Annotated in this window: 21 protein-coding genes and 1 pseudogene; 14 read left to right on the forward strand and 8 right to left on the reverse strand. The window is 53.3% G+C overall.

The features are described from left to right. Positions 1-3 precede the first annotated feature (3 nt). A complete protein-coding gene (locus U9M73_RS02965) occupies positions 4-897 on the reverse strand; it encodes a LysR family transcriptional regulator (RefSeq protein WP_323076228.1) in 894 nt (297 codons plus the stop codon). 354 nt (positions 898-1,251) lie between these two features. Here U9M73_RS02965 and U9M73_RS02970 point away from each other — a divergent pair, with 354 nt between their 5' ends. From U9M73_RS02970 to U9M73_RS02980, 3 genes are read left to right on the forward strand one after another with little or no spacing between them, the layout of a single operon-like run. Next, positions 1,252-2,229 (forward strand): carbohydrate ABC transporter permease, encoded by a 978-nt coding sequence (locus U9M73_RS02970; RefSeq protein WP_009222748.1) that lies wholly within the window; start codon positions 1,252-1,254, stop codon positions 2,227-2,229. Beyond that, a complete protein-coding gene (locus U9M73_RS02975; protein WP_009222749.1) occupies positions 2,226-3,050 on the forward strand; it encodes a carbohydrate ABC transporter permease in 825 nt (274 codons plus the stop codon). Before U9M73_RS02970 ends, U9M73_RS02975 begins: the two co-directional genes overlap by 4 nt. Positions 3,051-3,089: 39 nt before the next feature. Further along, positions 3,090-4,484, forward strand: a complete 1,395-nt coding sequence (locus U9M73_RS02980; protein ID WP_323076229.1) for an ABC transporter substrate-binding protein — start codon at positions 3,090-3,092, stop codon at positions 4,482-4,484. Positions 4,485-4,809: 325 nt separating this feature from the next. Here the strand turns inward: U9M73_RS02980 and U9M73_RS02985 are convergent, their stop codons facing one another. Next, complete coding sequence (locus tag U9M73_RS02985; RefSeq protein ID WP_323076230.1) at positions 4,810-6,021, reverse strand: MFS transporter; 1,212 nt, start codon at positions 6,019-6,021, stop codon at positions 4,810-4,812. A 253-nt stretch (positions 6,022-6,274) separates the two neighbouring features. On the opposite strand from U9M73_RS02985, the gene hemE reads away from it, so the two are divergent. The 10 genes and pseudogenes from hemE (at position 6,275) to U9M73_RS03035 (ending at position 18,242) form a co-directional block, all read left to right on the forward strand. Continuing rightward, positions 6,275-7,336 (forward strand): uroporphyrinogen decarboxylase, encoded by a 1,062-nt coding sequence (hemE, locus tag U9M73_RS02990; RefSeq protein WP_323076231.1) that lies wholly within the window; start codon positions 6,275-6,277, stop codon positions 7,334-7,336. A gap of 57 nt (positions 7,337-7,393) precedes the next feature. Beyond that, positions 7,394-8,335 (forward strand): ferrochelatase, encoded by a 942-nt coding sequence (gene hemH / locus U9M73_RS02995; RefSeq protein ID WP_323076232.1) that lies wholly within the window; start codon positions 7,394-7,396, stop codon positions 8,333-8,335. A gap of 6 nt (positions 8,336-8,341) precedes the next feature. Next, positions 8,342-9,766, forward strand: coding sequence for a protoporphyrinogen oxidase (gene hemY / locus U9M73_RS03000; RefSeq protein WP_323076234.1), 1,425 nt, complete (start codon positions 8,342-8,344; stop codon positions 9,764-9,766). Positions 9,767-9,950: 184 nt separating this feature from the next. Beyond that, on the forward strand, positions 9,951-11,378 hold the full coding sequence (locus U9M73_RS03005; protein ID WP_323076236.1) for a CapA family protein: 1,428 nt from the start codon (positions 9,951-9,953) through the stop codon (positions 11,376-11,378). Positions 11,379-11,415: 37 nt separating this feature from the next. Further along, complete coding sequence (locus U9M73_RS03010) at positions 11,416-12,216, forward strand: glycerophosphodiester phosphodiesterase (RefSeq protein WP_260070028.1); 801 nt, start codon at positions 11,416-11,418, stop codon at positions 12,214-12,216. Continuing rightward, positions 12,197-12,838 carry a fumarylacetoacetate hydrolase family protein gene (locus U9M73_RS03015; protein ID WP_323076237.1) on the forward strand — a complete coding sequence of 214 codons (642 nt, stop codon included), beginning with the start codon at positions 12,197-12,199 and terminating at the stop codon, positions 12,836-12,838. The genes U9M73_RS03010 and U9M73_RS03015 overlap by 20 nt, the downstream gene beginning before the upstream one ends. 2 nt (positions 12,839-12,840) lie before the next feature. After that, positions 12,841-13,668 (forward strand): DUF92 domain-containing protein, encoded by an 828-nt coding sequence (locus U9M73_RS03020; protein WP_323076239.1) that lies wholly within the window; start codon positions 12,841-12,843, stop codon positions 13,666-13,668. A 15-nt stretch (positions 13,669-13,683) separates the two neighbouring features. Further along, positions 13,684-15,666, forward strand: coding sequence for an ABC-F family ATP-binding cassette domain-containing protein (locus U9M73_RS03025; RefSeq protein ID WP_323076241.1), 1,983 nt, complete (start codon positions 13,684-13,686; stop codon positions 15,664-15,666). 277 nt (positions 15,667-15,943) lie between these two features. Beyond that, positions 15,944-16,655: pseudogene (locus U9M73_RS03030) on the forward strand (ABC transporter permease). Between the two features lie 219 nt (positions 16,656-16,874). Beyond that, complete coding sequence (locus U9M73_RS03035; protein ID WP_323076242.1) at positions 16,875-18,242, forward strand: helix-turn-helix domain-containing protein; 1,368 nt, start codon at positions 16,875-16,877, stop codon at positions 18,240-18,242. Between the two features lie 185 nt (positions 18,243-18,427). On the opposite strand, the gene U9M73_RS03040 is transcribed toward U9M73_RS03035, so the two are convergent. The 6 genes from U9M73_RS03040 to U9M73_RS03065 all read right to left on the reverse strand — a co-directional run bounded on the left by U9M73_RS03040 (position 18,428) and on the right by U9M73_RS03065 (position 23,215). Beyond that, the gene (locus U9M73_RS03040; protein WP_260070033.1) at positions 18,428-19,165 is read right to left on the reverse strand and encodes a hypothetical protein; all 738 of its coding nucleotides are present in this window, start codon (positions 19,163-19,165) and stop codon (positions 18,428-18,430) included. Between the two features lie 22 nt (positions 19,166-19,187). Beyond that, positions 19,188-20,225, reverse strand: coding sequence for a M42 family metallopeptidase (locus U9M73_RS03045; RefSeq protein ID WP_009222763.1), 1,038 nt, complete (start codon positions 20,223-20,225; stop codon positions 19,188-19,190). Positions 20,226-20,268: 43 nt separating this feature from the next. After that, entirely contained in the window at positions 20,269-20,646 is a 378-nt protein-coding gene (locus U9M73_RS03050) for a LapA family protein (protein WP_323076244.1), read from the reverse strand. Between the two features lie 85 nt (positions 20,647-20,731). Next, complete coding sequence (gene pepF, locus U9M73_RS03055) at positions 20,732-22,522, reverse strand: oligoendopeptidase F (protein WP_323076245.1); 1,791 nt, start codon at positions 22,520-22,522, stop codon at positions 20,732-20,734. Between the two features lie 248 nt (positions 22,523-22,770). Further along, positions 22,771-22,941, reverse strand: coding sequence for a hypothetical protein (locus U9M73_RS03060; RefSeq protein WP_009222766.1), 171 nt, complete (start codon positions 22,939-22,941; stop codon positions 22,771-22,773). 40 nt (positions 22,942-22,981) lie between these two features. Next, complete coding sequence (locus U9M73_RS03065; protein ID WP_009222767.1) at positions 22,982-23,215, reverse strand: hypothetical protein; 234 nt, start codon at positions 23,213-23,215, stop codon at positions 22,982-22,984. 240 nt (positions 23,216-23,455) lie between these two features. Between U9M73_RS03065 and U9M73_RS03070 the strand changes: the two genes are divergently transcribed. Continuing rightward, positions 23,456-23,653, forward strand: a complete 198-nt coding sequence (locus U9M73_RS03070) for a cold shock domain-containing protein (protein WP_009222768.1) — start codon at positions 23,456-23,458, stop codon at positions 23,651-23,653. Positions 23,654-23,683 lie beyond the last annotated feature (30 nt).

Genomic DNA, 23,683 nt, shown 5'->3' on the forward strand with positions numbered 1-23,683 from the left:
GCGTCAACCATGCGGATGCTCACGGATCAAATCGACAAAACGTTGAACCGCTGGAGACAGCGGTTCATTTTTTCGCGTATAGACCGAGATCGTATTCATCAGGTCCACGCCTTCAACGAAGACGCGGCTCAGTTGTCCGCGCTCCACGTATTCCCTCACCACCAGCGCTGAAACGAAGCTGGCCCCGTACCCGGCAATCACGGCTTTGATGGTTTCGTTTAACCCGTTAAACTGCAAGGCGATGCGTGGCGCAGGAGCATTGTAGGTACGGCATAACGCCATAAATCGCTCCCGCGTCGAGCTGCCGATCTCCCTCATAACAAAAGGTTCCTTGACCATGTCGTGTAAGGAGACGCGTTGTCCCGCATACCGGTGTTTTGGGGAGACCACAAACCACAATTCGTCCCGGAACATTTCCTCCGCGTAAACGGATTCGGGGTAGGCTTCCGGCAATCCGCCGTAGATCGCCAAATCCACCTCCAAATTCAGCAGTTGCTTTAGCGCATCCGTCGAATTTGTGGTGTTGATGCTCATCTCCACATGCTCGTATTGCGATTTGAATTTCGCGATCCAGGTCGGGACGAGGAAGTGCGCGGGCAAATAGGTGGCTGCCAGCCGGATATGACCCAGCTCCCCCATTTTGTAATTTTGTAAAAACTGCTCGATTTGCTGCTCTACCGCAAAGAGGCGTCTGCTGTATGTAAACAGCTTGTTCCCGACGTCGGTTAAGGCGATGCCGCGTCCCTGTGCTTTCAGCAGGGGCAACCCCAGCTCTTTTTCCAGCTTTCGGATCTGGGTAGAGATGGCCGGCTGGCTGATGTTTAATAGCTCCGAAGCGCGCGTCACACTGCCCGTCTCTGCAATGACGTGAAACAGCCGTAAAGCATGCAAATTCATTCCATCTAGCCCCTTCCATCGTGGAGGAGCGGCTTGTCCAACACTTGGCCGTCGCTTTGAAATCCGGGGAATGGGACCGCAAATACGGAGCTTACCGAACCATGCCCGCCATGACAGGTTCACTCCGGCTGATCGTTAGCGAATCCAAAGCATGATGAAAAAGTCCATTGTCTTATAAGCCGTCTTCACCGCAAATGCGCGTGAGGCGGCTTTTTTGCGTTTTCTTTACCGTGCGATAACGATTTTGACGCCCCCTTGATCTATGCCTAACGTTCCGCTGACATCCAAGCTATACACTGGCAGAGGAATTCGAACAAACCCACATCAACCTGCACAAAAAAGGAGGCTTCCGTCATGAGCGAGCTGGATCACCAGGTGAGTCTGCCATCTAGGGGCCATTCCGTGCCGTCTGCCTCTGCTGCGACTCGTCGCCCTGCCCATGCCGCAACCTTAAGACAACAGAAATATCGAGAACATGCGCTGGCCTACACGTTTCTAGCTCCATCGCTGCTCCTGTTCGGCGTATTTTTGTTCTACCCGCTGCTAAAGTCGGTGTACTTGAGCTTACACAGCACCGACCCGACTGGCCGGATCGCCTCATTTGTTGGCTTCGACAATTTTACTAGCCTTTTTACTTCCGGCTTGTTTGCCAGCGGCATGAAGGTGACGGCGCTCTTTGCCTTATTCACCGTGCCGACTGGAATGCTGATCGCCTTGGTGCTCGCGGCATTAACGCATCATCTTCGGCGGGGAAAACGGTTTTTCCAGTTCGCCTACTCGCTGCCGTTGGTGCTCTCCGTTGGTTCAGCGGCTGTCATCTGGAAGTTTCTGTTTCACCCTACATTAGGCATGCTTAACTACTTGCTTGGTTTGGCCGGTATTCGTCCGGTACCTTGGCTGATCAGTCCTGACTGGGCTTTGTGGTCCGTGTCGCTGATGACCGTTTGGATGAATATGGGCTTTAATTACATCATCCTGTCCAGCGGGATGCAGGGAGTTCCCGACGAGCTGTACGAAAGTGCCAAGATCGATGGAGCCGGACCGCTGACAACGTTTCGCAAAATTACGCTGCCGCTCCTGTCACCAACGTTATTTTTCCTCTTGGTTGTGTCCATCATCAGCGCTTTCCAGTCGTTTGGGCAGATCAACATTCTGACATCGGGTGGGCCGATGAACCGTACGAACGTATTCGTCTACACGATCTACCAGGAGGCATTCGTGAACTTCCGGTTTGGAACGGGCAGCGCCCAAGCGCTTCTGCTATTCCTGGTAATCCTGCTGTTGACCTTGATCCAGTTCAATTGGGTGGAAAGGAAAGTTCACTATCAATGAACAAGCTGACCTTAAGCCAAATTGTCGTTCTGTTGTTCATGACCGTTGCCGCCGTACTTGTGCTTTATCCGATTGTTTACAGCCTGTTTATGTCCGTGATGACGCCACAGGAAGCCAGCGCCTATCCACCGCATTTGGTGCCGCATTCGCTGCATTTGACCAACTTCACCGAGGTGCTTCGTATCGTTCCGATCGCCGTGTTTATCGGGAATACCTTCCTGGTCTCCGGCATTGTGATGGTCGGTCAACTGATCACCTCCAGCCTGGCAGCCTATGCCTTCGCCAAAATGGAGTTCAAGGGCAAAGGCCTGATGTTCAGCTTGTTTGTCGCCACGATGATGGTGCCTTGGGAAGTGACGATGATTCCCAACTATTTAACCGTACGCAGCTTAAATTGGCTGGACAGCTACCAGGGGCTGATCGTCCCGTTTTTGGCTACCGCCTTCGGGACGTTTCTGCTTCGTCAGTTTTTCCTGCAGCTGCCGAAGGAACTGTTCGAGGCTGCGAAGATCGATGGTTGCGGGCATGTCCGGTACTTCCTGTTTCATGTGCTTCCGCTGGCTAGACCGGCGCTTGGAACGTTGGCGGTGTACTCTTTTTTGAGCATGTACAACAGTTATCTGTGGCCGCTTCTGATCACAAACAGCAAATCGATGCGCACGGTGCAGATCGGTATCTCCATGCTGGAATTCCAGGAGACAACCTCCTGGAACCTCGTATTCGCGGGGATTACGCTGGTCATTCTGCCGTCCTTGCTGCTATTGGTGTTTGGACTCAAGCAGCTCGTTCGCGGGATGGCGGCGGGAGCGCTGAAAGGATAAGGGATATCCAAATCATTTGATGAGGGAGAGATTCGAATAATGAAAAGCTTTCGCTTCAAAAGTATTCTGCTGCTCATGGCAGCGTTGTTGATCGTTATAGCCGGATGCGGCGGGAATACGAATAACGCAGGAAGCAGCACGGCAACAGGGGGAACCAATACTCGCGGTGAAGATTCGGCCAGCGCCAGTTCTGGGAAGAAGCCGGTGCATCTAACCTGGTGGCACTCGATGTCGGGGGCGGGGGAGAAGGCGATTAACGGGCTAGTCTCGGATTTCAATGCCAGCCAATCCGATATTGAGGTCGAAGCGGTATTCCAAGGAAGTTACGACGAAAGCTTAAATAAGTTGAAAGCTTCACTTGGCTCAAAAAGCGGCCCGGACCTGATCCAGGTGTACGAGATCGGCAGCAAATTTATGATCGACTCCAAGGCGATCACGCCGGTGCAGAAGTTTATTGATGAGGATGGCTACGACCTCTCGCAGTTAGAGCCTAACATTATTCGCTACTACACGATCGGCGGCCAATTAAACGCAATGCCTTTTAATACTTCCAACCCGATTCTCTACTACAACAAGGACGCCTTCAAAGCGGCCGGACTCGATCCTAAAAACCCGCCGAAAACGTTCGAGGAGTTTGAAGCGGCAGCTACCGCATTGACCAAGAAGGGGCAGCCAGGCGCTGCGATCGCCGTTTATGCCTGGCTCATCGAGCAGTGGTTTGCTAGCCAAAATGCCGATTACGTGAATAACGGCAATGGGCGTGAAGGGGATGCCACCGAGTCGCTGCTCGCATCGGAGGCGGGCGTGAACATACTGGAATGGTGGAAAAGGATGGTGGACAATGGGGTGGTAGCCAATCTGGGCCGCAAAACCGATGATACGGACGCCGCCTTTGCTGCAGGCCAAGTGGCCATGACCCTAAATTCAACTGCGGCGCTGCGTAACATCGTGGGAGCGGTTGGCGACAAATTCGAAGTAGGCACCGCCTTCCTGCCAAGACCAGCCAGCGCCAAAGAAGGCGGCGTGATCATTGGCGGCGCCAGCTTGTATATCATGAACAACAAATCGGAAGAACAGCAAAAAGCGGCCTGGGAATTTATCAAATATGTAACCTCCCCGGCTGCGCAGGCGAAATGGAGCGTAAACACCGGCTACTTCCCGATTACGAAGGCGGCTTACGACGAGCAGGTGCTGAAGGATAATATGGTGAAATATCCGCAATTCCAAACTGCCGTAGATCAGTTGCATGCGTCGACCGAATCTACAGCAACCTCCGGTGCGTTGATGGGCGTCTTCCCGGAAGCGCGGCAATTCGTGGAAGCGGCAATTGAGGAAGTGCTGAACGGACAAAAAGCTCCGAAGCAGGCGCTGGAAGACGCCGCCAAGCAAATTACCGAGAAGATCAGGCAGTATAATGCAACGGTGCGAAAATAATCTTACATTTAGTAGTCAAGCCGGGAGATGTCCCGGCTTTTTTTTACGTGGGAAGCTTAACTGTAAATCCTACAGCTAATTTCTAACATTCTCCTCGTGTTCAGAAAATAACAGTAAATCCTACCGTTAATTTTGAGGAAATGTGCACTTCTGGGGAAAACCGCCTGAAATAACGTTACTTTTTCCAGTTAATTAAGCTAAAACAGCGGTTTGGCTTCAAAGTAACAGTAGGATTTCCAGTTAGTTGTCTCATTTCCCCGAGCAGAGAGATCGGCAACCGATATTATTCAAACATAAGCCGGGAGGCAGCCTGCAAATCTGCAGCTTACCTCGGCGCCGTCACCTTCGGCCGGGCGTACAGCTTCACGCGCACCCAGAGCATATTAATCAGCAGCAGGATGCCGGAGATCACAAACAAGCCCTCGATGCCGATGTACCCGGCGAGAAAGCCGCCAATCAGCGAGCCCATCATGTTGCCGAGGGCGAGGGTGCTGCTGTTGAAACCAAACGCCCGGCTCTCCATGCCGTCCGGGGTATAATAGCGGATCAGCGCATTGACGCTAGGCAGCAATCCGCCCATGAACACGCCCATCAGGAACCGAACGGCGATCAGCTGCCATACCGTCTGCACGAACGCCTGCGGGATCAGCGTGGCCCCCGCTCCAATCAGGCAATAGGTCAGAATGCGGTGGGCCCCCAGCTTGTCGCTGATTCTGCCGAGAACCGGCGAGGTAATCATATTGGAAATGCCCGTGACGGCGCTGACGAACCCGGCCCAGAATGCCACATCGGCGGTTTGTCCATGCAGCTTCTCTACATAGAGAGGCAGCAGCGACATCGGGCTCAGCATGGCGAACTGCAGCAAGAATGTTACGGCGAACAACGCGGTGAGCTGCGGTGTTTTGTTCAGCTCCAGGAAACCTTGCAACACAGAAGGCTGCGGCGTATGCAGCGCCTCCTCCCGGTCGAACTTCTCGCGTACGAAGAGGAGCGCCAGCATGGATGCGATAAACAGCAGCACCCCGGTAATGTAAAAAATCGGCCGAAATCCAATCCGCTCCGCCATAAGCCCGCCAATCAAAGGTCCGAGGATCGTACCGGCCACGTTGCCGGACTGGATCGTGCCCATCGCAAAGCCCATCCGCTCCTTCGGCGCCGTACCTGAGATCAACGCGACGGAAGCCGGGTTAAAGCCGGAGATCGTCCCGTTCAGGAGCCGCAGGCCAAGCAGGTGCCACGGTTGGGTGGCGAAGCCCATCAACGTAATGACGATGGCCATGCCGAAGCCGGAGCGCAGCAGCATAATTTTGCGGCCGTATTTGTCGGCGAGCTTCCCCCATATCGGTTGAAAAATAAACGAAGTCGCGAAGTTAGCGGCAAAAATCATTCCTGCCCACAGCCCAATCGCCTGCTCTCCCTGCACGTGCAAATCCCGCGCCAGGTACAGCGAGAGAAACGGTGTAATCATCGTCATCCCGGCGTTGACCAGAAACTGCCCGAACCAAAGCACAATGAGATTAATCTTCCAGGTATTCAATTGTGCTTTCACTTCCTTTCGCTGGGATTCTAGGATGCGAGAAACCAGATCAGAGTTATACCAGTATACACCATTGAAAACCGGGTCCGGGGCATTCTTCATAGCATCTTCATCCGATTGTCATAGGTTCGCCACGTTGTGATAGTTGTTACTTATTTTTAAGTAGGGCATAATGTAAATTAGAATGTTTATAGTGTAGCTTTAATAATTTGTTATCAAAATTTGGTTTCTACGAGTATTGGAGGCGTGCGGTTTGGTTTACAATGATCGCTTGATCCGGGCCCTGCGGAAGCAGGAGGTGGATCGCCTTCCGGTTTGGTACATGCGCCAGGCGGGCAGGTATGATCCCGATTACCGGAAAATCAAAGAGAAATACAGCTTATTGGAAATTTGCCGGCAGCCGGAGCTGGCGGCGGAAGTGACCATGATGCCCGTCCGTAAGCTTGGCGTGGACGCGGCTATTTTGTATTCCGACATTATGAATCCGGTTGCTTCGCTGGGCGTCAAATTCGACATCGTCAAAAATATCGGTCCGGTCATCGAACAACCGATCCGTACGCTTGCGGATATTGAGCGGCTTCGGCCTATCGACGTTCACAAGGATTTATCGCATATTTTGGAGACGATCGCGATTTTGGACAAGGAACTGGATGTGCCGCTGATCACATTTGCCGGCGCGCCGTTTACGATTGCCAGCTACTTGATCGAAGGGCGGCCGTCCAAGAGCTACAGCCGCACCAAAGCGATGATGTATGGCGATCCGGAAGCTTGGTTCAAGCTGATGGACAAGCTGGGCGATATGGTAATCACCTACCTGCGGGCCCATGTGGAAAGTGGAGGCAAGGCGTTCCAGCTGTTTGACAGCTGGGTGGGCGCGCTCGCTCCAAAAGATTTTCAGCGGTATGTACTCCCAACGATCACCCGTATTTTTACCGAACTTCAGGATTTGGATGTACCTAAAATTTATTTTCCTGGCGTCAGCTCGGGAGAGCTGCTGCCGACGTTAACGGATATCGCTGCCGATGCCATTGGTCTTGATTGGCGGGTATCGATCTCGGAAGGCCGACGCCGGACGGGCGGAAAGTTTGCAATGCAAGGCAATTTGGACCCGTATGTGCTGACCGCGCCAATGGACGTCATTAAGGCGCAGGCAAAGGAAATTATCGATGACGGCCTGAACGCCCCTGGATTTGTTTTTAACCTGGGCCACGGTCTGTTCCCGGAGGCCTCGCTGGATAAACTGCGCGAGCTGACGGAATTCGTGCACGAATATTCTGCGGAAGCGATCGTGCATCAACCTGTACGGCGTGCGTAAGAATAAGCCGCATTGGATGAAGGACACACAACTTTCAACTTGAGGTGAACTGATATCGTGAAAACAAAAATCGGAGTTTTGGTGATGTCTTACGGCACGCCGCAGAGCTTGGACCAGGTCGAGGCGTATTATACGCATATTCGGCGTGGACATCCCCCAACCGCGGAACAACTTCAGGAACTGGTCAGCCGGTATGAGGCGATTGTAGGCGGAGTGTTCCCGCTGCGTGCCAATACCGATAAGCAGGTCGCTGCTTTGCAGGAAACGTTGAACCGGATGTCTGCGGACATGGACGTCGAATTCATCTGCTATCAAGGATTAAAGCATGCTTATCCGTTTATTGAAGATGGTGTAGAGCAGATGGCGAAGGACGGCATCCGTGAGGCGATTGGCATCGTGCTCGCACCGCATTATTCCGTAATGAGCATCGGCGGGTATATCAAGCGGGCGCAAGCAAAAGCGGAGGAGCTGGGAGTGTCGGCACGCTTCGTGGAGAGCTATCATTTGCATCCGAAGCTGACCGAGGCTTTTGCCCAGCGTGTGTCCGCCAAGCTGGACCAGTTCGAGGAAGCCGGCGCATTGCGGGATGAGGTGAAAGTGCTGTTCAGCGCCCACAGTCTGCCGGAGAAAATCCTGCAAATGGGCGATCCTTACCGGGATCAATTGCTGGAGACCTCCCAAGCCGTCGCCGAGAAAGCCGGCGTGAAGAACTGGCAGTTTACGTGGCAAAGTGCCGGGCGTACCGCCGATCCGTGGCTCGGGCCGGATATTTTGGACACGCTGAAGGAATTAAGCGAGGAGCAGGTAGAGGACGTCCTGGTCGCTCCGGTCGGCTTCGTGTCGGACCATCTGGAAGTGCTGTACGATCTGGACATCGAAGCCAAAACGATCGCCAAAGAGCTGGATATGCGGCTGGAGCGGATCGAATCGCTGAACACCGAACCTTTGTATATGGAAGCGCTCAGCGACGTCATTATCAAATCTTGGGAAAAGAGATGAGAGGGCATGCGTGATTCTTCACGTCAAGTGGTCGTTATCGGCGGGGGGCTGACCGGTCTGTCTGCGGCCTTTTACGTTCGTAAATTCTACAAAGAACGGGGCGTGACCCCGCAAATTACGCTGCTGGAAAAGGGGAACACCCTCGGCGGCAAAATTGAAACGTTGGAGAAGGACGATTTCGTGATCGAGAAAGGTCCGGATTCCTTCCTGGCCCGCAAGACGGCCATGATTGACCTGGCGAAGGAGCTGGGGCTGGAAGGCGAGCTCGTGTCGATGAACCCAGAGGCTAAGAAGACGTACATCGTCAGCGAAGGGAAGCTGCATCCGATGCCTTCGGGGCTGGTGCTTGGCATCCCGACCGAGCTGGGACCGTTCTTGCGCAGCGGTCTTGTCTCTTGGAGCGGTAAAGCCCGGGCGATGTTGGACCTCGTGATGCCGGCACGGCAAAGCGAAGAGGATGAGTCGCTTGGCGCATTTATCGAGCGCCGGCTGGGTGCCGAGGTGCTGCAAAACATCACCGAGCCGCTGCTCGCCGGCATTTATGCGGGCGACACTTACAACCTCAGCCTGCAATCGACCTTCCCGCAGTTTGGCGAGGTGGAACGGGCATACGGCAGCCTGATTAAAGGCATGATGTCCGGCAAGAAGCCCACGGAGACGCACACCGGCACAAAACGCAGCGCCTTCCTCACGTTCCGCAAAGGGCTGAAGACCTTGGTCAACGGCCTGGTCGAGTCGCTGTCGGATGTGGACTGCCGCTTGCGGACCGAGGTGGTGGAAATTCGCCGCACCGGAACTGACGCGTACGAGGTCGTACTCGCCTCAGGCGAATCGCTCCCGGCGGATGACGTGATCGTTACGGTGCCGGCGTTTGCCGCCGCCGAGCTGCTGCGGCCGCATGTGGATGTGGCCGCGCTGGACGCAGTGAACTACGTGTCCGTGGCTAACGTTGTCATGGCTTTTGATCGCAAGGATGTCACCGGCCAGTTCGACGGCTCAGGCTTCCTCGTGCCGCGCAAGGAAGGCATGAACATCACCGCCTGCACGTGGACCGGCATCAAATGGCTGCACACGAGCCCGGAAGACAAAATGCTGCTGCGCTGCTACGTTGGCCGTTCCGGCGACGAGGAGAAAACGTTTTTGCCTGACGAGGAACTGCTGGAGCTGGTGCTCGACGATTTGAAGCGGCTGATGAACATCACGGCCCGGCCGTTGTTCACAGAAATTACCCGCCTGCCAAAATCGATGCCGCAGTATCCGGTGGGCCATCTGCAGCAGGTTGCTGAGCTGCGCAGCCAACTGGAGGAGAAGCTGCCTGGCGTATATGCGACGGGGGCGGCATTTTACGGCGTTGGCCTGCCCGACTGTATCAAGCAAGCGAAAGAGCTGGCGGAGCAGATGGCAGACCAGCTGAAGGTCGCTCAAGCTTAAGCCAAAGGCCGGCTAAACGGCCTGACATAGGACTTCCTGACCCCTTGCCCGCAAAATAGGCGAGGGGTTCTATTTATTTCCGGAGACCTGATATAATAAAATCAAACGGTCGGCTTTTAAGCACGAAGGAATGGAGACAGCGCCTTCCATCGTAACGATAGATCTATGCAAAAAGGAGTCCGTAATGTACCCATCAAGATCGGAAAAATACAAGAAGAAACAGCAGGAAAAAAAGCGGCGTCTAAACCGGATTTGGCTGACGTTAAACTTGACTCTCATCACTTTAATTTTCGTGCTGGGAGCTTACTTTTATTTGGAGGAACGCACCGGGCAGGCTGGATTGGACTCGGGAACGGAGCAGCAGCTGCCAGGCGCATGGAGCGACACCGGATCGGATGTTGGCGATCCGACGACCGGAGAGACGCCGATTGTGCAGCCGGATGATCGCGATGCTGCGTCGACGGAAACGGAAGACGAGAGCGAGCAGAATCCAACGAATACAGGTGAGAACTCATCCGGAGAAAATAACACCGATACAGGTAACGAGGATAAAGATGGAGCAACGAATTTGCCATCCAATGCTGGTGCAGACTTAAGCGAGGCAGGCGGCGATGCGGCTCGGCTGTTGGTTCATTTTGCAGGGGATACGATGTTCTCCGGCAAAGTGGAAGAGCGGTTAGAGAAAGCGGGATACGAGCTCCCGTATGAGTACGTGCGGGGATTGTTCCAGAACGACGATTTAAGCGTACTGAATTTAGAGACGCCTGTGACGACCGGCGGGGAGCCGGCGGAGGATAAAACCTATGTGTTTAAGTCGCCGCCAAAGGCGATTGAACCGATGGTTCAGGCCGGCGTGGACGCGGTGAATTTGGCGAATAACCATGTGTTGGACCAAGGCGTTCCCGGTCTCCTGGATACGATGAAAGCTCTGCGGCAGCAAAACGTGATGTATGTCGGGGCTGGCAAGAACAGCAAGGAAGCGTACGCTCCGGTTTATCTCGAACGTAGAGGAATCAAGATCGCCCTGTTTGGCTTTAGCCGGGTCGTCCCGGAGCCAGGGTGGGTCGCTGGAGCAAACAAACCGGGGGTAGCCTCCGTGTATGCGCCGGAAGCTGCGCTGAACGCCATTAAGGCGGCCCGCAAGAACTCAGATCTTGTGTTCGTGATCGCCCACTGGGGCAAGGAGCGGACGACCAAACTGGAGAAGCACCAGCAAGAGCTGGCGCACGCCTTCATTGATGCCGGGGCGGATCTGGTCATCGGCGGTCATCCGCATGTGATGCAAGGGCTGGAGCAATACAAAGGCAAATGGATTGCATACAGTACGGGTAACTTTATTTTTACGAAATCAAAGGATCCGAAGACGTGGGAAACTGCAGTGTTTGCCGCTTCCTGCACACGCGACGGGGATTGCGATCTCAAGCTGATCCCGTTTCGTACAGAACTGGGCCAGCCCGTGCCGATGAGCGCCGAGGACGGAAACAAACTGTTGAAAGAAATCGAAGGCTTCTCGCCGGGGGTACGGATCTCGGAGGACGGAGATGTGAGCGCCTCGAAGACCGGGCGGATTCAAGAATCCGGTACTTCGCTGTCAGCGGATGACCGGACATAAGTGGAAGGTTCGTTTCCGATAAGAAGGAGGCGAGAGCATGCGTAACCCATGCGTTGCCCATCGCGGTTTCTCTGGAATTGCCCCGGAGAACACGATGGCTGCGGTCCAGCTCGCCATGGAGCAGGAGGATGTCCACTGGATCGAAGTTGATGTACAATGTTCAAAGGACGGCGTGCCTTTGCTGATTCATGATTTTACGCTGAACCGCACGACAAACGGAAAGGGACCGGTCAAGGATAAAACCTGGGCGGAGCTGCAAACGCTGGATGCCGGGAGCTGGAAATCCAAGGCCTACCGTGGGGAACGGCTGCCAAGCCTTGATGAATTTTTGGATGCCGTTGCCGGACGACTGCGGGTTAATCTGGAAATCAAGACCGAAGGGAATATGTACCCGGGGCTGGAGGAAAAGGTGGTCGCTGCGGTCAAACGGCGGCATATGGAGCACGAGGTTGTACTGACTTCGTTTGAACCACGGATACTGGCGAAGATCAAGGAGATCGGCCGGGGGATCCGCACGGGTCTGATCATCGACCGGCAGCCCAAAGATTTGCTGCTGCGGCTGAAGCTGTTGCACTGTTCGTTCTTATCGATTTATTATCGCGCATTAACCGCAGAGATGGCTGCCAAAGCGTTTAAACACGGCATTGAGGTGATGGCTTGGACGATGGATGATGTGAAGTCGCTGCGGAAGGTGGCGGCGATGCATCCTGAAATCCTGCTATGCACGAACCGGCCGGATGTCTGGCGCCAAGCGATCGGTAACGGGAAAGTGAAAAATTCGATTGGGAAACCACAATCCCCTGGAGGAGAAGATGACGATGAACAAATTAATCGCTAATGTGTATTGCGTAGGCCGAAATTACCGGGCACATGCCGAGGAGCTTGGCAATGAGGTGCCTACTGAGCCGATGATCTTCCTGAAACCGTCCCATGCGGTGACCGCCATGGACGGCAGGGGGCTGGAGCTTCCGGCGGACCGGGGCTCGGTGCATTATGAAGCTGAGCTGGTGCTGCGTATCGCCCGCGATTATAAGCCGGGGATGACGGTCGACGAATTGGTGGATGTGATCGCGTTTGGGATCGACTTCACGCTGCGCGACGTACAGAGCATCGTCAAAGACAAGGGCAATCCGTGGACGCCGGCCAAAGGCTTCCTACAATCGGCGCCAATCACGCCATACATCGCTTTCCCCGGCGCGGTGGAGACGGCAAATGAAGATTTTGTGCTGCGGAAGAATGGGGAGATTGTGCAGCGCGGCAATATCAGCCGGATGATTTTCCCGCTGCAGCAAATCGTTGATTATATCGCTGAGCATTATGGGCTGGGCGAAGGCGATTTGATTTTCACCGGAACGCCTGAAGGGGTAGGCCCGGTATATCAAGGGGACAAGCTGGAGCTGTCCTACGGCGATAAAGTGCTTGGCAGCTGCACAGTGGCTGTCGGTCCTTCGGCAAAATGATGATGGATTGGATTATTGGGGCGCTTTGCGCCCTAATCGTGTCTGCAGCCGCCTATAAGAAGCGATCGTTATCGCTCTCCGGCATGCTGGCCGCATGGATCATGGGAACCGTATACTACGGGGCCGGCAACTTGTTCTGGTTTGGGATCTTGCTGCTATTTTTCGTCAGCTCGTCGGTCTTTTCGCATTTTCGCGGGGATCGTAAGGCGGAGCTAGAAAAATCGTATGCCAAGAGCGGCCGCCGGGACGCGGGGCAGGTGCTGGCGAACGGCGGACTGGGGATGCTAGCTTGCCTTGGCAACCTGTTTTGGCCAAATCCGGCGTGGGCCTACTTCTTCGTAGGCACGATGGCCGCAGTAACGGCGGACACGTGGGCAACGGAATGGGGCGGCCTTAGCAAAAGCGAGCCGCGTTCGATTCTGAACGGCCGCCGGGTTCCTCCGGGAACATCGGGCGGGGTGACGCTGCTGGGTAGCACGGCGGCGCTGGCCGGGGCCGTATGCATCGGCGGGGCTGCATGGCTGCTGCGCATGTGGACCGGAGATGACACTTATGCCGGAGTAGGTTCCGCGTTGCTTGCGCTGGTGAAATGGGGGCTGATCGGCGGGATTTCCGGCTTGGCCGGGGCTTTTGCCGACTCCTGGCTGGGCGCGACGGTTCAATATATGCATCGCTGCGTCGTTTGCGGCAAAGAGGTTGAGGTGGCGACGCATTGCGGTCAGGAGACCGTGGTGCTGCGAGGTTTTCGCTGGATGGATAATGATATGGTGAATTTACTCAGTTCCCTGGCGGCGGGTTTGCTGGCTTGGGGAATCGGGATGATAGGATAAAGTAGGGATTCGAGCATGAACATATTAACGGTGGAGCATCTGACCAAAACCTATGGGGAGAAAGTGTTGTTTCAGGACGCTTCCTTTGGCATGGACGAAAACGATAAAATCGGCATCATCGGCGTCAACGGAACGGGCAAATCCACGTTCCTGAAGGTCATCGCCGGTCTGGAACAAGCCGATTCCGGCAAAGTCGCCATCAACCGGGACGTCCGCGTGACGTTTCTGGCGCAAAATCCCGACTATGATCCGGACATCTCCGTGTTGCGCGGCGTGTTCCAAGGCGGCGGGCCTGAGCTCCAATTGGTGTCTGCTTATATGGAGGCAGAGGAAGCGATCGAACGGGAACCGGGGGATGCGGGGCGGCAAGCGGAACTGGCGCGGCTGTCCCAGGAGATGGACCGACTGCAGACATGGACCCTGGTCAGCGAGGCCAAAAGCGTCTTGTCCAAGCTGGGCATCACCGATTTTACCCAGAATATGGGCAGCTTGTCCGGGGGTCAGCGGAAGCGCGTTGCGCTCGCCTCAGCGTTAATTCTCCCATCGGAGCTATTGATTATGGACGAGCCCACCAACCACATCGACAATGAATCCGTCGCTTGGTTGGAGACGTATCTCCAGAAACGGCGCGGGGCGTTGCTCCTGATTACGCATGACCGTTATTTTCTGGACCGCGTCTGCAATGTGATGCTGGAGCTCGATCACGGCCGGTTGTTCCGCTACGAGGCGAATTACAGCCGTTTCCTGGAGCTCAAGAGCGAGCGTGAGGAGCGTGAAGCCGCCTCCGAACAGAAGCGGCAAAATCTGCTGCGGGGTGAGCTCGCTTGGATTCGCCGCGGAGCCAAGGCACGTTCGACCAAGCAGAAGGCGCGGATTGAACGGTTTGAGAAGCTGCAAGCGGCCAAGACGGAATACAAAAGCGACAACCTCGAAATCTCGGTGGCTTCAACTCGATTGGGGCGCAAAATTTTGGAGATCGAAGGGCTGCGTAAATCAATTGAAGGTCGGCTGCTCATCAGGGATCTGACCTACACGGCGGTCCCGGGCGACCGCGTGGGCATCGTGGGGCCTAACGGCAGCGGGAAATCGACGCTGCTGAACATGATCGCCGGTCGAATCGAACCGGATGCCGGCCATATTGTGCTGGGCCAGACGGTGAAGCTGGGTTATTTTACTCAGGAGCATCAGGAAATGGACAGTCAGCAACGGGTGATCGAATATATCAAGGAAGCAGCGGAGGTTGTGACGACGGCGGACGGCTCGCGGATTACCGCATCGCAAATGCTGGAGCGGTTCCTGTTCCCGCCGGAGATGCAATGGACGCCGATCGGCAAGCTGTCGGGCGGTGAGAAGCGGCGACTGTATCTGCTGCGTGTGCTGATGGGAGCGCCTAACGTTTTGCTGCTGGACGAACCAACTAACGATCTCGATATCCAGACGTTGACCGTGCTGGAGGCGTATTTGGATGAGTTCCCCGGCGCCGTCTTTGTTGTCTCCCATGACCGGTATTTCCTCGATCGGACCGTGGACAAGATTATGGCGTTTGAGGGCGGCGGAGTCGTTGCTGTACATGTGGGCGACTATAGCGATTACGAGGAATGGACGCAGGGGAGCGGTGCGAATGGCGCGGGTAAAGGGAGCGAAGGTAGTTCAGCGGCTTCGGGCTCGCGGAAGGCAGGTTCTTCGGACTCAGCGGCTGCCAGAGGTTCAGCCTCCCAAGCCAACACTGGCAACCGCAATTCAGGGCGCGGCGAGAAGCTGAAGTTCAGCTATAACGAGCAGCGGGAGTTCGAAACGATCGACGCGACCATCGAAGCAGCCGAGCAACGTCTTGCCGCTATTTCCGAGGAAATGGAAGCTGCGGCGAGCGATGCCGTTCGCCTGCAGGAGCTGATGCAACAGCAGCAGGAAGCGGAGGCCGAGCTGGACCGGCTGATGGAGCGCTGGACGTATCTGAACGAGCTGGCGGAGAAGATCGAAGCCCAGCGGAACGGGTGAAGGTGGTTGCAACTTTTTCGGGATACGGCGATGCAATTCAGCATTGGATGTTACACTTGCGGCAGGTACAGCAATGAGAGCAACAACATTGTATTCGATTTTTCGCATACAATTGTTCCCTTTTGCGGCGATAACCCGTATTCTATTCGATTTTTCATATAGAATTGAGGGATTTGTCCTTCGGAAGCCGAAATCTATATGAAATTTCATATACATTTCGTCGAAATCCCCAAAACGGGAGAATTCTGTTCGATTTTTCATATAAAATGAAAATTTGATGCGCAACATTTTGCGCAGTCCGGATACGATCATTACGGTGGCGATTACGCTCATCATGATGATGCTGTTGTTCGTCTACGTATTTGGCGGCGCCATTGAGTCAGGTACGGACAACTACGTGAATTATCTGCTGCCGGGAATCCTGTTGATGGCGATCGCTTCCGGCGTCGCGTACACCTCGCTGCGGCTGTTTAATGATATCAAAAGCGGACCGATGTCGCGATTCATCACCATGCCGATCAAGCGCTCGTCGGTATTGTGGGCGCATGTGCTGACCTCGCTCTTTTCCAATGCATTAACGCTCGTGGTGGTGTTCTTGGTCGCCCTCTTGATGGGCTTCCGCTCCAGCGCCTCTCTTCTGAAGTGGCTTGCGGTAGCTGGGACTAGGTCTGTTCACACTGGCATTAACCTGGCTTTCCATTATTCCTGGCTTGACAGCCAAATCGATGGAAGGGGCGACGGCCTACTCGTACCCGCTGATTTTTCTGCCGTTTATTAGTTCGGCTTTTGTTCCCACCGAAACCATGCCAAAAGTGATCCGCGCGTTCGCTGAGAACCAGCCTGTTACCTCCATTGTCGATGCCGTTCGTGCCTTGCTGTACAAGGGGACGGTTGGGAATGAGATCTGGATCGCGCTTGCCTGGTGTGTAGGCATCACGGTTATCGCATATTTCTTTGCGAGTAGAGTTTTTAAAAGTAAGTTAGGGTAATACGCGCTAAGATTTAAAGGAAACAAGGGCTATTTTTAGGCCAACTAGGATAACTTCATAGAATTAGAAAATCCTTGCAATCTCTTAAACAGGGAGAGTAAGGATTTTTTTACTTCCTATTAAATGCAAAATTGACCGCAGTATAAAAAGAAGATATATTTATTTCATACATATAATTCCAAACTCATTTTATCTAAAGAATGCGTGGTGAGAAAGCCAATGAGTACAGCTACGATTCTGGCGGAAGTTCACTCCTTTATGAAAGAAAATGAGCTAAGTTTAAGTCAATTCTCGGCAAAGTTAAATATTAATGCGGGTACGTTAAGTTATATTCTAAACGGTAACCGTACCTTGACCATCGATCATTTGGATCGGATTTCAGAGGTCATGGGCTTACCCATGGGGCATTATTATGAGCATTATATTAACGATTATCTCCAAGAGAGAAATCCAGATTGGCGGAGAGTGGCCCCTTTCCTTCGGAAATGTGCTGAATTGAACAAGCTGGATTGCATTCGCAGAACGATATGCATGCTGTTGGATAATTTGACGTACTCTACGTCCTTATTCGAGCTGGCCGAGGAGTTTTATGAGAAGGGATTATATGGTGCTGCGGAGATTCTGTATGAAAATGTGGCCATGAGCGAAACAAAGCAACATTCTGAGCGGTTAGCTTTATGCCAGTATCGGCTGTTTAAGATTCGGATTGGGTCGGACCAGGCTCACAATCTCAAAATTGCTTACCAATTTGAACCCTACGTAGATCGGCTGGATGAGGTTACGCAGTTGGACGCATTAAAGGACTTGGCTAACCTGTACCGCTCGCTTCGTGAGTGGGACCGGCTTGAGGTTCTAGCTCTCGAGATGGAGCGCAAGGCACGCCTCCTCTATTTCAGCAACAGACGCTCAGAAAAGGAATTTTACGAAATGCAACGTCGGCTTAGCAGACCGATGTTTGTATATATTGTTTATGCTAAACTATTATGTGCAGAAGCTTATGAGGGTAGAGAAGATTATACTAAAGCGTTGGAATATACTTATCAATATGTCGATTTAAGTTGGGTGCGGGAAAAGGACGAGGAGACTAAGCATTGGTTAAGTTTATTTGAAAAATGGTCGAGTGCCAATTTACATGTCAATCGACTCAAGAGCGGTGAAATCGAATATCTGCCTGAATACGTTACGTTTATGGAAGAAAACCCAGATGAGATTATACAGGCAATTTCGAACGTTATGTATGCTGCTAACCGGTACCAAATTGATGTAGATTATATTCTACTTCGATTTAAGTCAGAAATTGAAGCATATATCAACCGTAAACAAACGAATGACTTGTATAATGACCACGTTCTACCTGATAAGTATAATCAATTTTTATATGATCTTACTTATTACTATCTACGCAAAAAAGATTACACAATGGGTTTTAATTATTTGATGCAAGGACTAGAGAATTCGGTTAGAATTAATAACAAGGAAGTACTTCTTGATTTTATGATATTATTTGAGCAGCATAGACACATGGCCGCAGAAGATATTTGCCAGAAGTATAAGGAAGTCGTTTGTGAGGTGAAGAGAGGAATATGAAACCTAAAGTCCTTATTGTTTTAGCGATTCTTTTTTCTTTAATATTTACTACACCTGGTACTCTCCATCTTGATCAACCTGTTTATACTGCTTTTGGTCAACATGGTGGTGCATAAACAACTTACATAAGTGCACATAAGAAAAAACGCCTATTCGTTAAGTTTAACGAACAGGCGTTTTTTCTTTTACCGAATCACAATCATCTGCCGCAAATCCCGGGAATCGCCGTTTAGCTTGGTTTCGGCGGCGTTCAGCTGCGCGGAGCCGTCGCCGTCGAGGAAGATGCCGTCGACGAGCTGGCCGTCGGCTAACGCCGCCTTGACGGCGGTGCGGAACGCTTCGGCGGTGCAGCGGGTGGGGGTGACGATCAGCCACAGCTGGCCGTTCGCGTCATACGCGAGACCGGAGCGGAGCCGGTTCTCATCGGGATTCGGCAGGTGCTCAGCCTCCACCGCCGCAGCCCGCCATCCGGCGTCATCCGGCAGCTTCATGCTGACGCCGCCTTGGGCAAAATAGCGGGTGCGGTCCGTAACGGCCAGCTCGCTTGCGGCGGATACCACTTGCACCGAGAAGCTGCCCGTGGCGCCGTCCCACACGAGCGTGCCGCGGGCGTATTTAGCGTTGAACCACCCGGACCCGTAGGCGCCGGCCGTGCCTTGGACCGGCTGATCGTTGTTCACCGCCAGCGACAATACGGCTTCGTTGTAAAAGAATCCGCCGTTCATCCCATATACGCGGTAACGTCCCAGTGGCTGATCCGCCGCCCGCAGTTCAATGCGCTCCGGATCTACAACTAAGGCATGCAGTTTGACACCGTTTGCTGCGGTAGTCTCATGATATTCATAATGGCGGGGGAGCAGGTAGCGGCTGCCCCAACCGATCATCAGCAGGATGACGAGAAAAATCGCCATGACCGAAGCCATGGCGATTCCCCAGCGTTGCCCCTTAATCGGCAACATAAGCGGCTAGCAGGCGGGTCGTATTAATGACCGCCAGTTTATGTGTCCGCTCCATGGCGTGCGAGGCATGCACGCCCGGTCCGATCAGCGCAGCGCGGATATTGTGGCCGCCGCGCAGGGCAGCCGAGGCATCGGAGCCGTAATACGGATAAATATCAACCGCATGCGGGATGCCAAGGCCCTTGGCAAGCTCGATCAGCCGGGTGGTCATCTCGTAGTCATAAGGGCCGCTGGAGTCTTTCGCGCAAATCGAGACATCGGTCTCTTTGCAGCTCAGATCATCGCCCATAGCGCCCATGTCAACGGCGATCATTTCGTTCACGCCGTCCGGAATCCAGGAGGCGCCGTGCCCCACTTCCTCGTAGTTGGAGATGAGGAACACCAGATCATGTCTCGGCGTCCAGCCTTCACGGCGGATCGATTCGATCAGCCCGAACAGGGCCGCTACGCTGGCTTTGTCGTCCAGGTGGCGAGATTTAATGAATCCGCTTGGTGTGATCACGGCGCGGGCATCAAACGAAATGAAGTCGCCGACCCCGATCCCAAGCTTCAGCACGTCCTCTTTACTTTCCACAACCTCGTCGATCCGGACCTCCATGTTCTTCTCCTCACGTTTGAAATCGCGGGCATCGCTGTAGACGTGAACGGAAGGATGGGTCGACAGAATCGTGCCGGTATATACTCGGCCGCTGCGGGTGTGAATTTGGCAGTATTCGTTCTCGATACTGTTCATCATGAACCCGCCAACGGAGGTGATTGCCAGCGTACCGTTCGAACGGATGGCGCGCACCATGGCGCCTAACGTGTCAACGTGGCCGCTGAGTGCAATGCGCCGCGACGAATCGCGGCCAGGCACGGTCAGGATCGCTCCACCTTTTTCATTAAAGCTGCAAGGTACACCCAAGGCTTCGGCCTCACGCCCGATGAACGTCATGACATTGTGTGTAAACCCGCTTGGGCTTGGGGTGTCCAGCAAGGATTTGAGCAAATTTAAAATATAGGTTTCATTCGGTTGGATATTCATGGGAAACCTCCTTTATGGGTTAGGTCGGACTCTTCATTACGCGTTAAGGCTGGATGGGGGAGTCCTCCTCCGCCGATTCGGCTCCCGCTCCAGCTTCAGCTTCATTGCCGGCAGATTTCTTCTTCTTGCCGCGCTCTGGCTTCTCCGGTTCCGGGAAAACATAGCCGGTAGCCTCCTGGATATGTACAAGCTTGGCATGCAAGCCTTTGACTTCACGCTGCAGCCGGTAACCGCGGTAAATGCCAAACGCCCCGACGATAATACCGCCAAGCAGCGTACTGCCAAGGATCAGCAAAATCAACGGAAGGCTGACGGAGCCAAACAGCAAATTGACCTGCACCGGATCGACGTTAATCACCGCAAATACGGCGGTAATCAAGGCAAAGAACAAAGCCAGAATTAGGGACCATTGGATTTTCATGAGGGTACACCTCCTTCTAGGACAGTATAAAATCCCTTGTCCGCTTAGGGCAAGGGATTTTGTAGTCGCTATGGCCCAGGACATGTTAGCTCGTCAACTGTTCCATTTGCTCGATCACGTTCTCGAACACGCTCATCGCTTCACGGATCGGCTGCGGCGAGGACATGTCGACCCCGGCTTTCTTCAGAATGTTAATCGAATAGTCGCTGCCGCCGCTCTTTAGGAAGCCGAGGTAACGGTCAACCGCCGGTTTGCCTTCCTCAAGAATTTGCTTCGAGAAGCTGGTCGCTGCAGAGAAACCGGTAGCGTATTTGTAGACGTAGAAGCTCGTATAGAAATGAGGGATCCGTGCCCATTCCATTTCGATATCCTGGTCAACGACCATGTCTTTGCCATGGTATTTCACATTCAAGTCGTAATAAATTTCCGACAGCTCCTGCGGTGTGAGCGATTCGCCGGCTTCCGCGCGCTCATGGATGAGCTTCTCAAATTCGGCGAACATCGTTTGCCGGAACAACGTCGTCCGGAACTGGTCGGCGTAGTAGGTCAGCAGGTACAGCTTCTGCTTCGGATCGGTGGATTTCTTGAGCAGATAATCCATCAGCAACGCTTCGTTGGTCGTCGAGGCGACCTCAGCCAGGAAGATAGTATATTGGGCATCACGGTACTTCAGGGCTTCATCCGAAAAATAGGAATGCAACGCGTGCCCCATCTCATGCGCCAAGGTGAACATGCTGTTCAGATTGTCCTTATGGTTCAGCAGCACGTAAGGATGGGTGCCGTAAGCGCCCCAGCTATAAGCGCCGGTGCGTTTACCTTCGTTCTCGTACACGTCGATCCAGCGGTTTTCGAAGCCTTCACGCAGGACCTTCAGGTATTCCTCGCCCAGCGGCTTCAGCCCTTCCTCGACCATTTTCTTAGCGTCTTCATAAGGGATTTCCCACTTATATTCCTCAACGAGTGGAGCGAACAAATCGTACATATGCAGTTCGTCAACGCCCAGCAGCTTCTTGCGCAGCTTCATGTAACGTTGCAGGAGCGGCAAGCTCTCATGCACCGCGTCGATCAGGTTCGTATACACTTCCTTCGGAATGTTGTCGCCATATAGGGACATTTCCAGCACGGAAGGATATTTGCGGACCCGCGAGTAGAACATGTTCTTGTTCACGTTCGCGCTCAGTGTAGCGGCGATGGTATTTTTCTGCTTCCGATAGGTTTCGTAGACAGCTTTGAATGCCCGCTCGCGTACTTCGCGGTTGGGGTTCTCCAGGAACTGGATGTAGCTGCCGTGGGTTAAATCCACTTCGTTCCCGTTTTCGTCTTTGATTTTCGGGAATTTCATATCGGCATTGTTAATCATGCCAAAAATTTGCTGAGGCGCCTGCGACAAATTGCCTACTTGGGCCAGCAGCGCTTCTTCCGTTTTGCTCAGGACATGCGCCTTTTCGCGTTTGATTTCCTGCAAGGTGAACTTGTAATCCGCCAGCACAGGGTCGTTGATCAACTTGTCGAGCTCCTGCTCCGGCAGGGCCAAAATTTCTGGCGTAATAAAAGACAAGGCCTCGCTGACTTCAACGCTTAACTTCTTCGCTTTTTGCACAAGGGCTTGATATGTAGGGTTAGTGGTATCCTCATCGTGATGAAGATGGGCGTATACGTAAAGCCGCTCAATTTGCAAAGAGAGTTCATCTTCCAGCTCGAAAACGGCTTTGATATGTTGTGCATCCGTGAGTTTGCCTTCGAATTCGGCGGCTTTGTCTTTCAGCGCCTTGAGGTCGTTATACGATTTGTCCCAAGCGGCTTGATCAGGGAATAAATCCTGGAGCTGCCATGTGTGCTCCTTCGGTACTTCAGAACGTTTCATTACGGTGCTCATCGGAATCCTCCTTTGGACTGGGTAAAATGATGATGCCGGCTGGCCCATCGCAGCACTGCCAGGGAATGCGGCAGCTAGCAGGGCGCCGGTGAGCAACAGGGGAATCGCACGTGAGATGCGCTTAGGTCGCATACCAAGAAAACCTCCCTTATGGATGTCGGGAGCCCAACGCGATTTTCGTACCTTAGGGTCCGGTTAGCTTTGGGCATTTTCCTAGTATGGCCGCCTGCTGCGGGAAATATAGGGGATCAAGCAAGGAAGCTGTAGATCATCAGCCCAAACGCCAGTGCAATTAGCACGACGGAGGCCAGGGCCAGACTGCGCCTTAGACGCGGCTCCAGCCGATCCTTGTTCAGGATGACCACGACGCCCAGCGCAAAAGCGCAAATGATGAAGATCAAGAGATTGGAAGTGTCCATCAAAATCAATGCTCCGTTTCGTACGAGATTGGACGGCGGGCTACACCTGCTTAAACGCGTTCATAATTTCATTCCATTCCGCCTCGTTGCCGGCATATTCCTCTTTTGGGAACCGGCGCTTCACCCAATCCATCATGGCAGGGCGGCTGAGGAACGTATGCGATTCCTCGCCCCATTGGTCGGAAATTTCGCGGAGAACGATGTATCTGCCTTGAACCTCTACCGTCATCATATTCCATTTGTCTTTTTTGTATATTTCGTGTTTTTTGATCATCTCTGACGTTCTCCAATCTTTGGCTTTGCACCACAGGTATGAAACCCGCGGGATATTGGGAATATTTTATGTAAAATGATAACTCACGCCCCCGAGGAAAGCAAATGAAACCATACGATTCTGGCGGCGGTTTTTGGCGCGAAAAGTTATGGGCGAACTGACACGTTGCATTGTCGGTGGGCATAGAGTATAATATGGGTATTCGTCAATGATGGCGATTATTTTTAGGAGGTTGTTCATTTGAAAGGTACAGTTAAATGGTTTAACGCAGAAAAAGGCTATGGCTTCATCCAAGTTGAAGGTGGCGAAGACGTATTCGTACACTTCTCCGCTATTCAAGGCGAAGGTTTCAAAACTCTAGAAGAAGGCCAAGCCGTTGAGTTCGAAATTACTGACGGCAACCGTGGTCCTCAAGCTGCTAACGTAATCAAATTATAAGATCACTTCCGTATTAGCGGATCACTTATA

The sequence above is a fragment of the Paenibacillus phoenicis genome, from assembly GCF_034718895.1.
Lineage (GTDB): Bacteria > Bacillota > Bacilli > Paenibacillales > Paenibacillaceae > Fontibacillus > Fontibacillus phoenicis.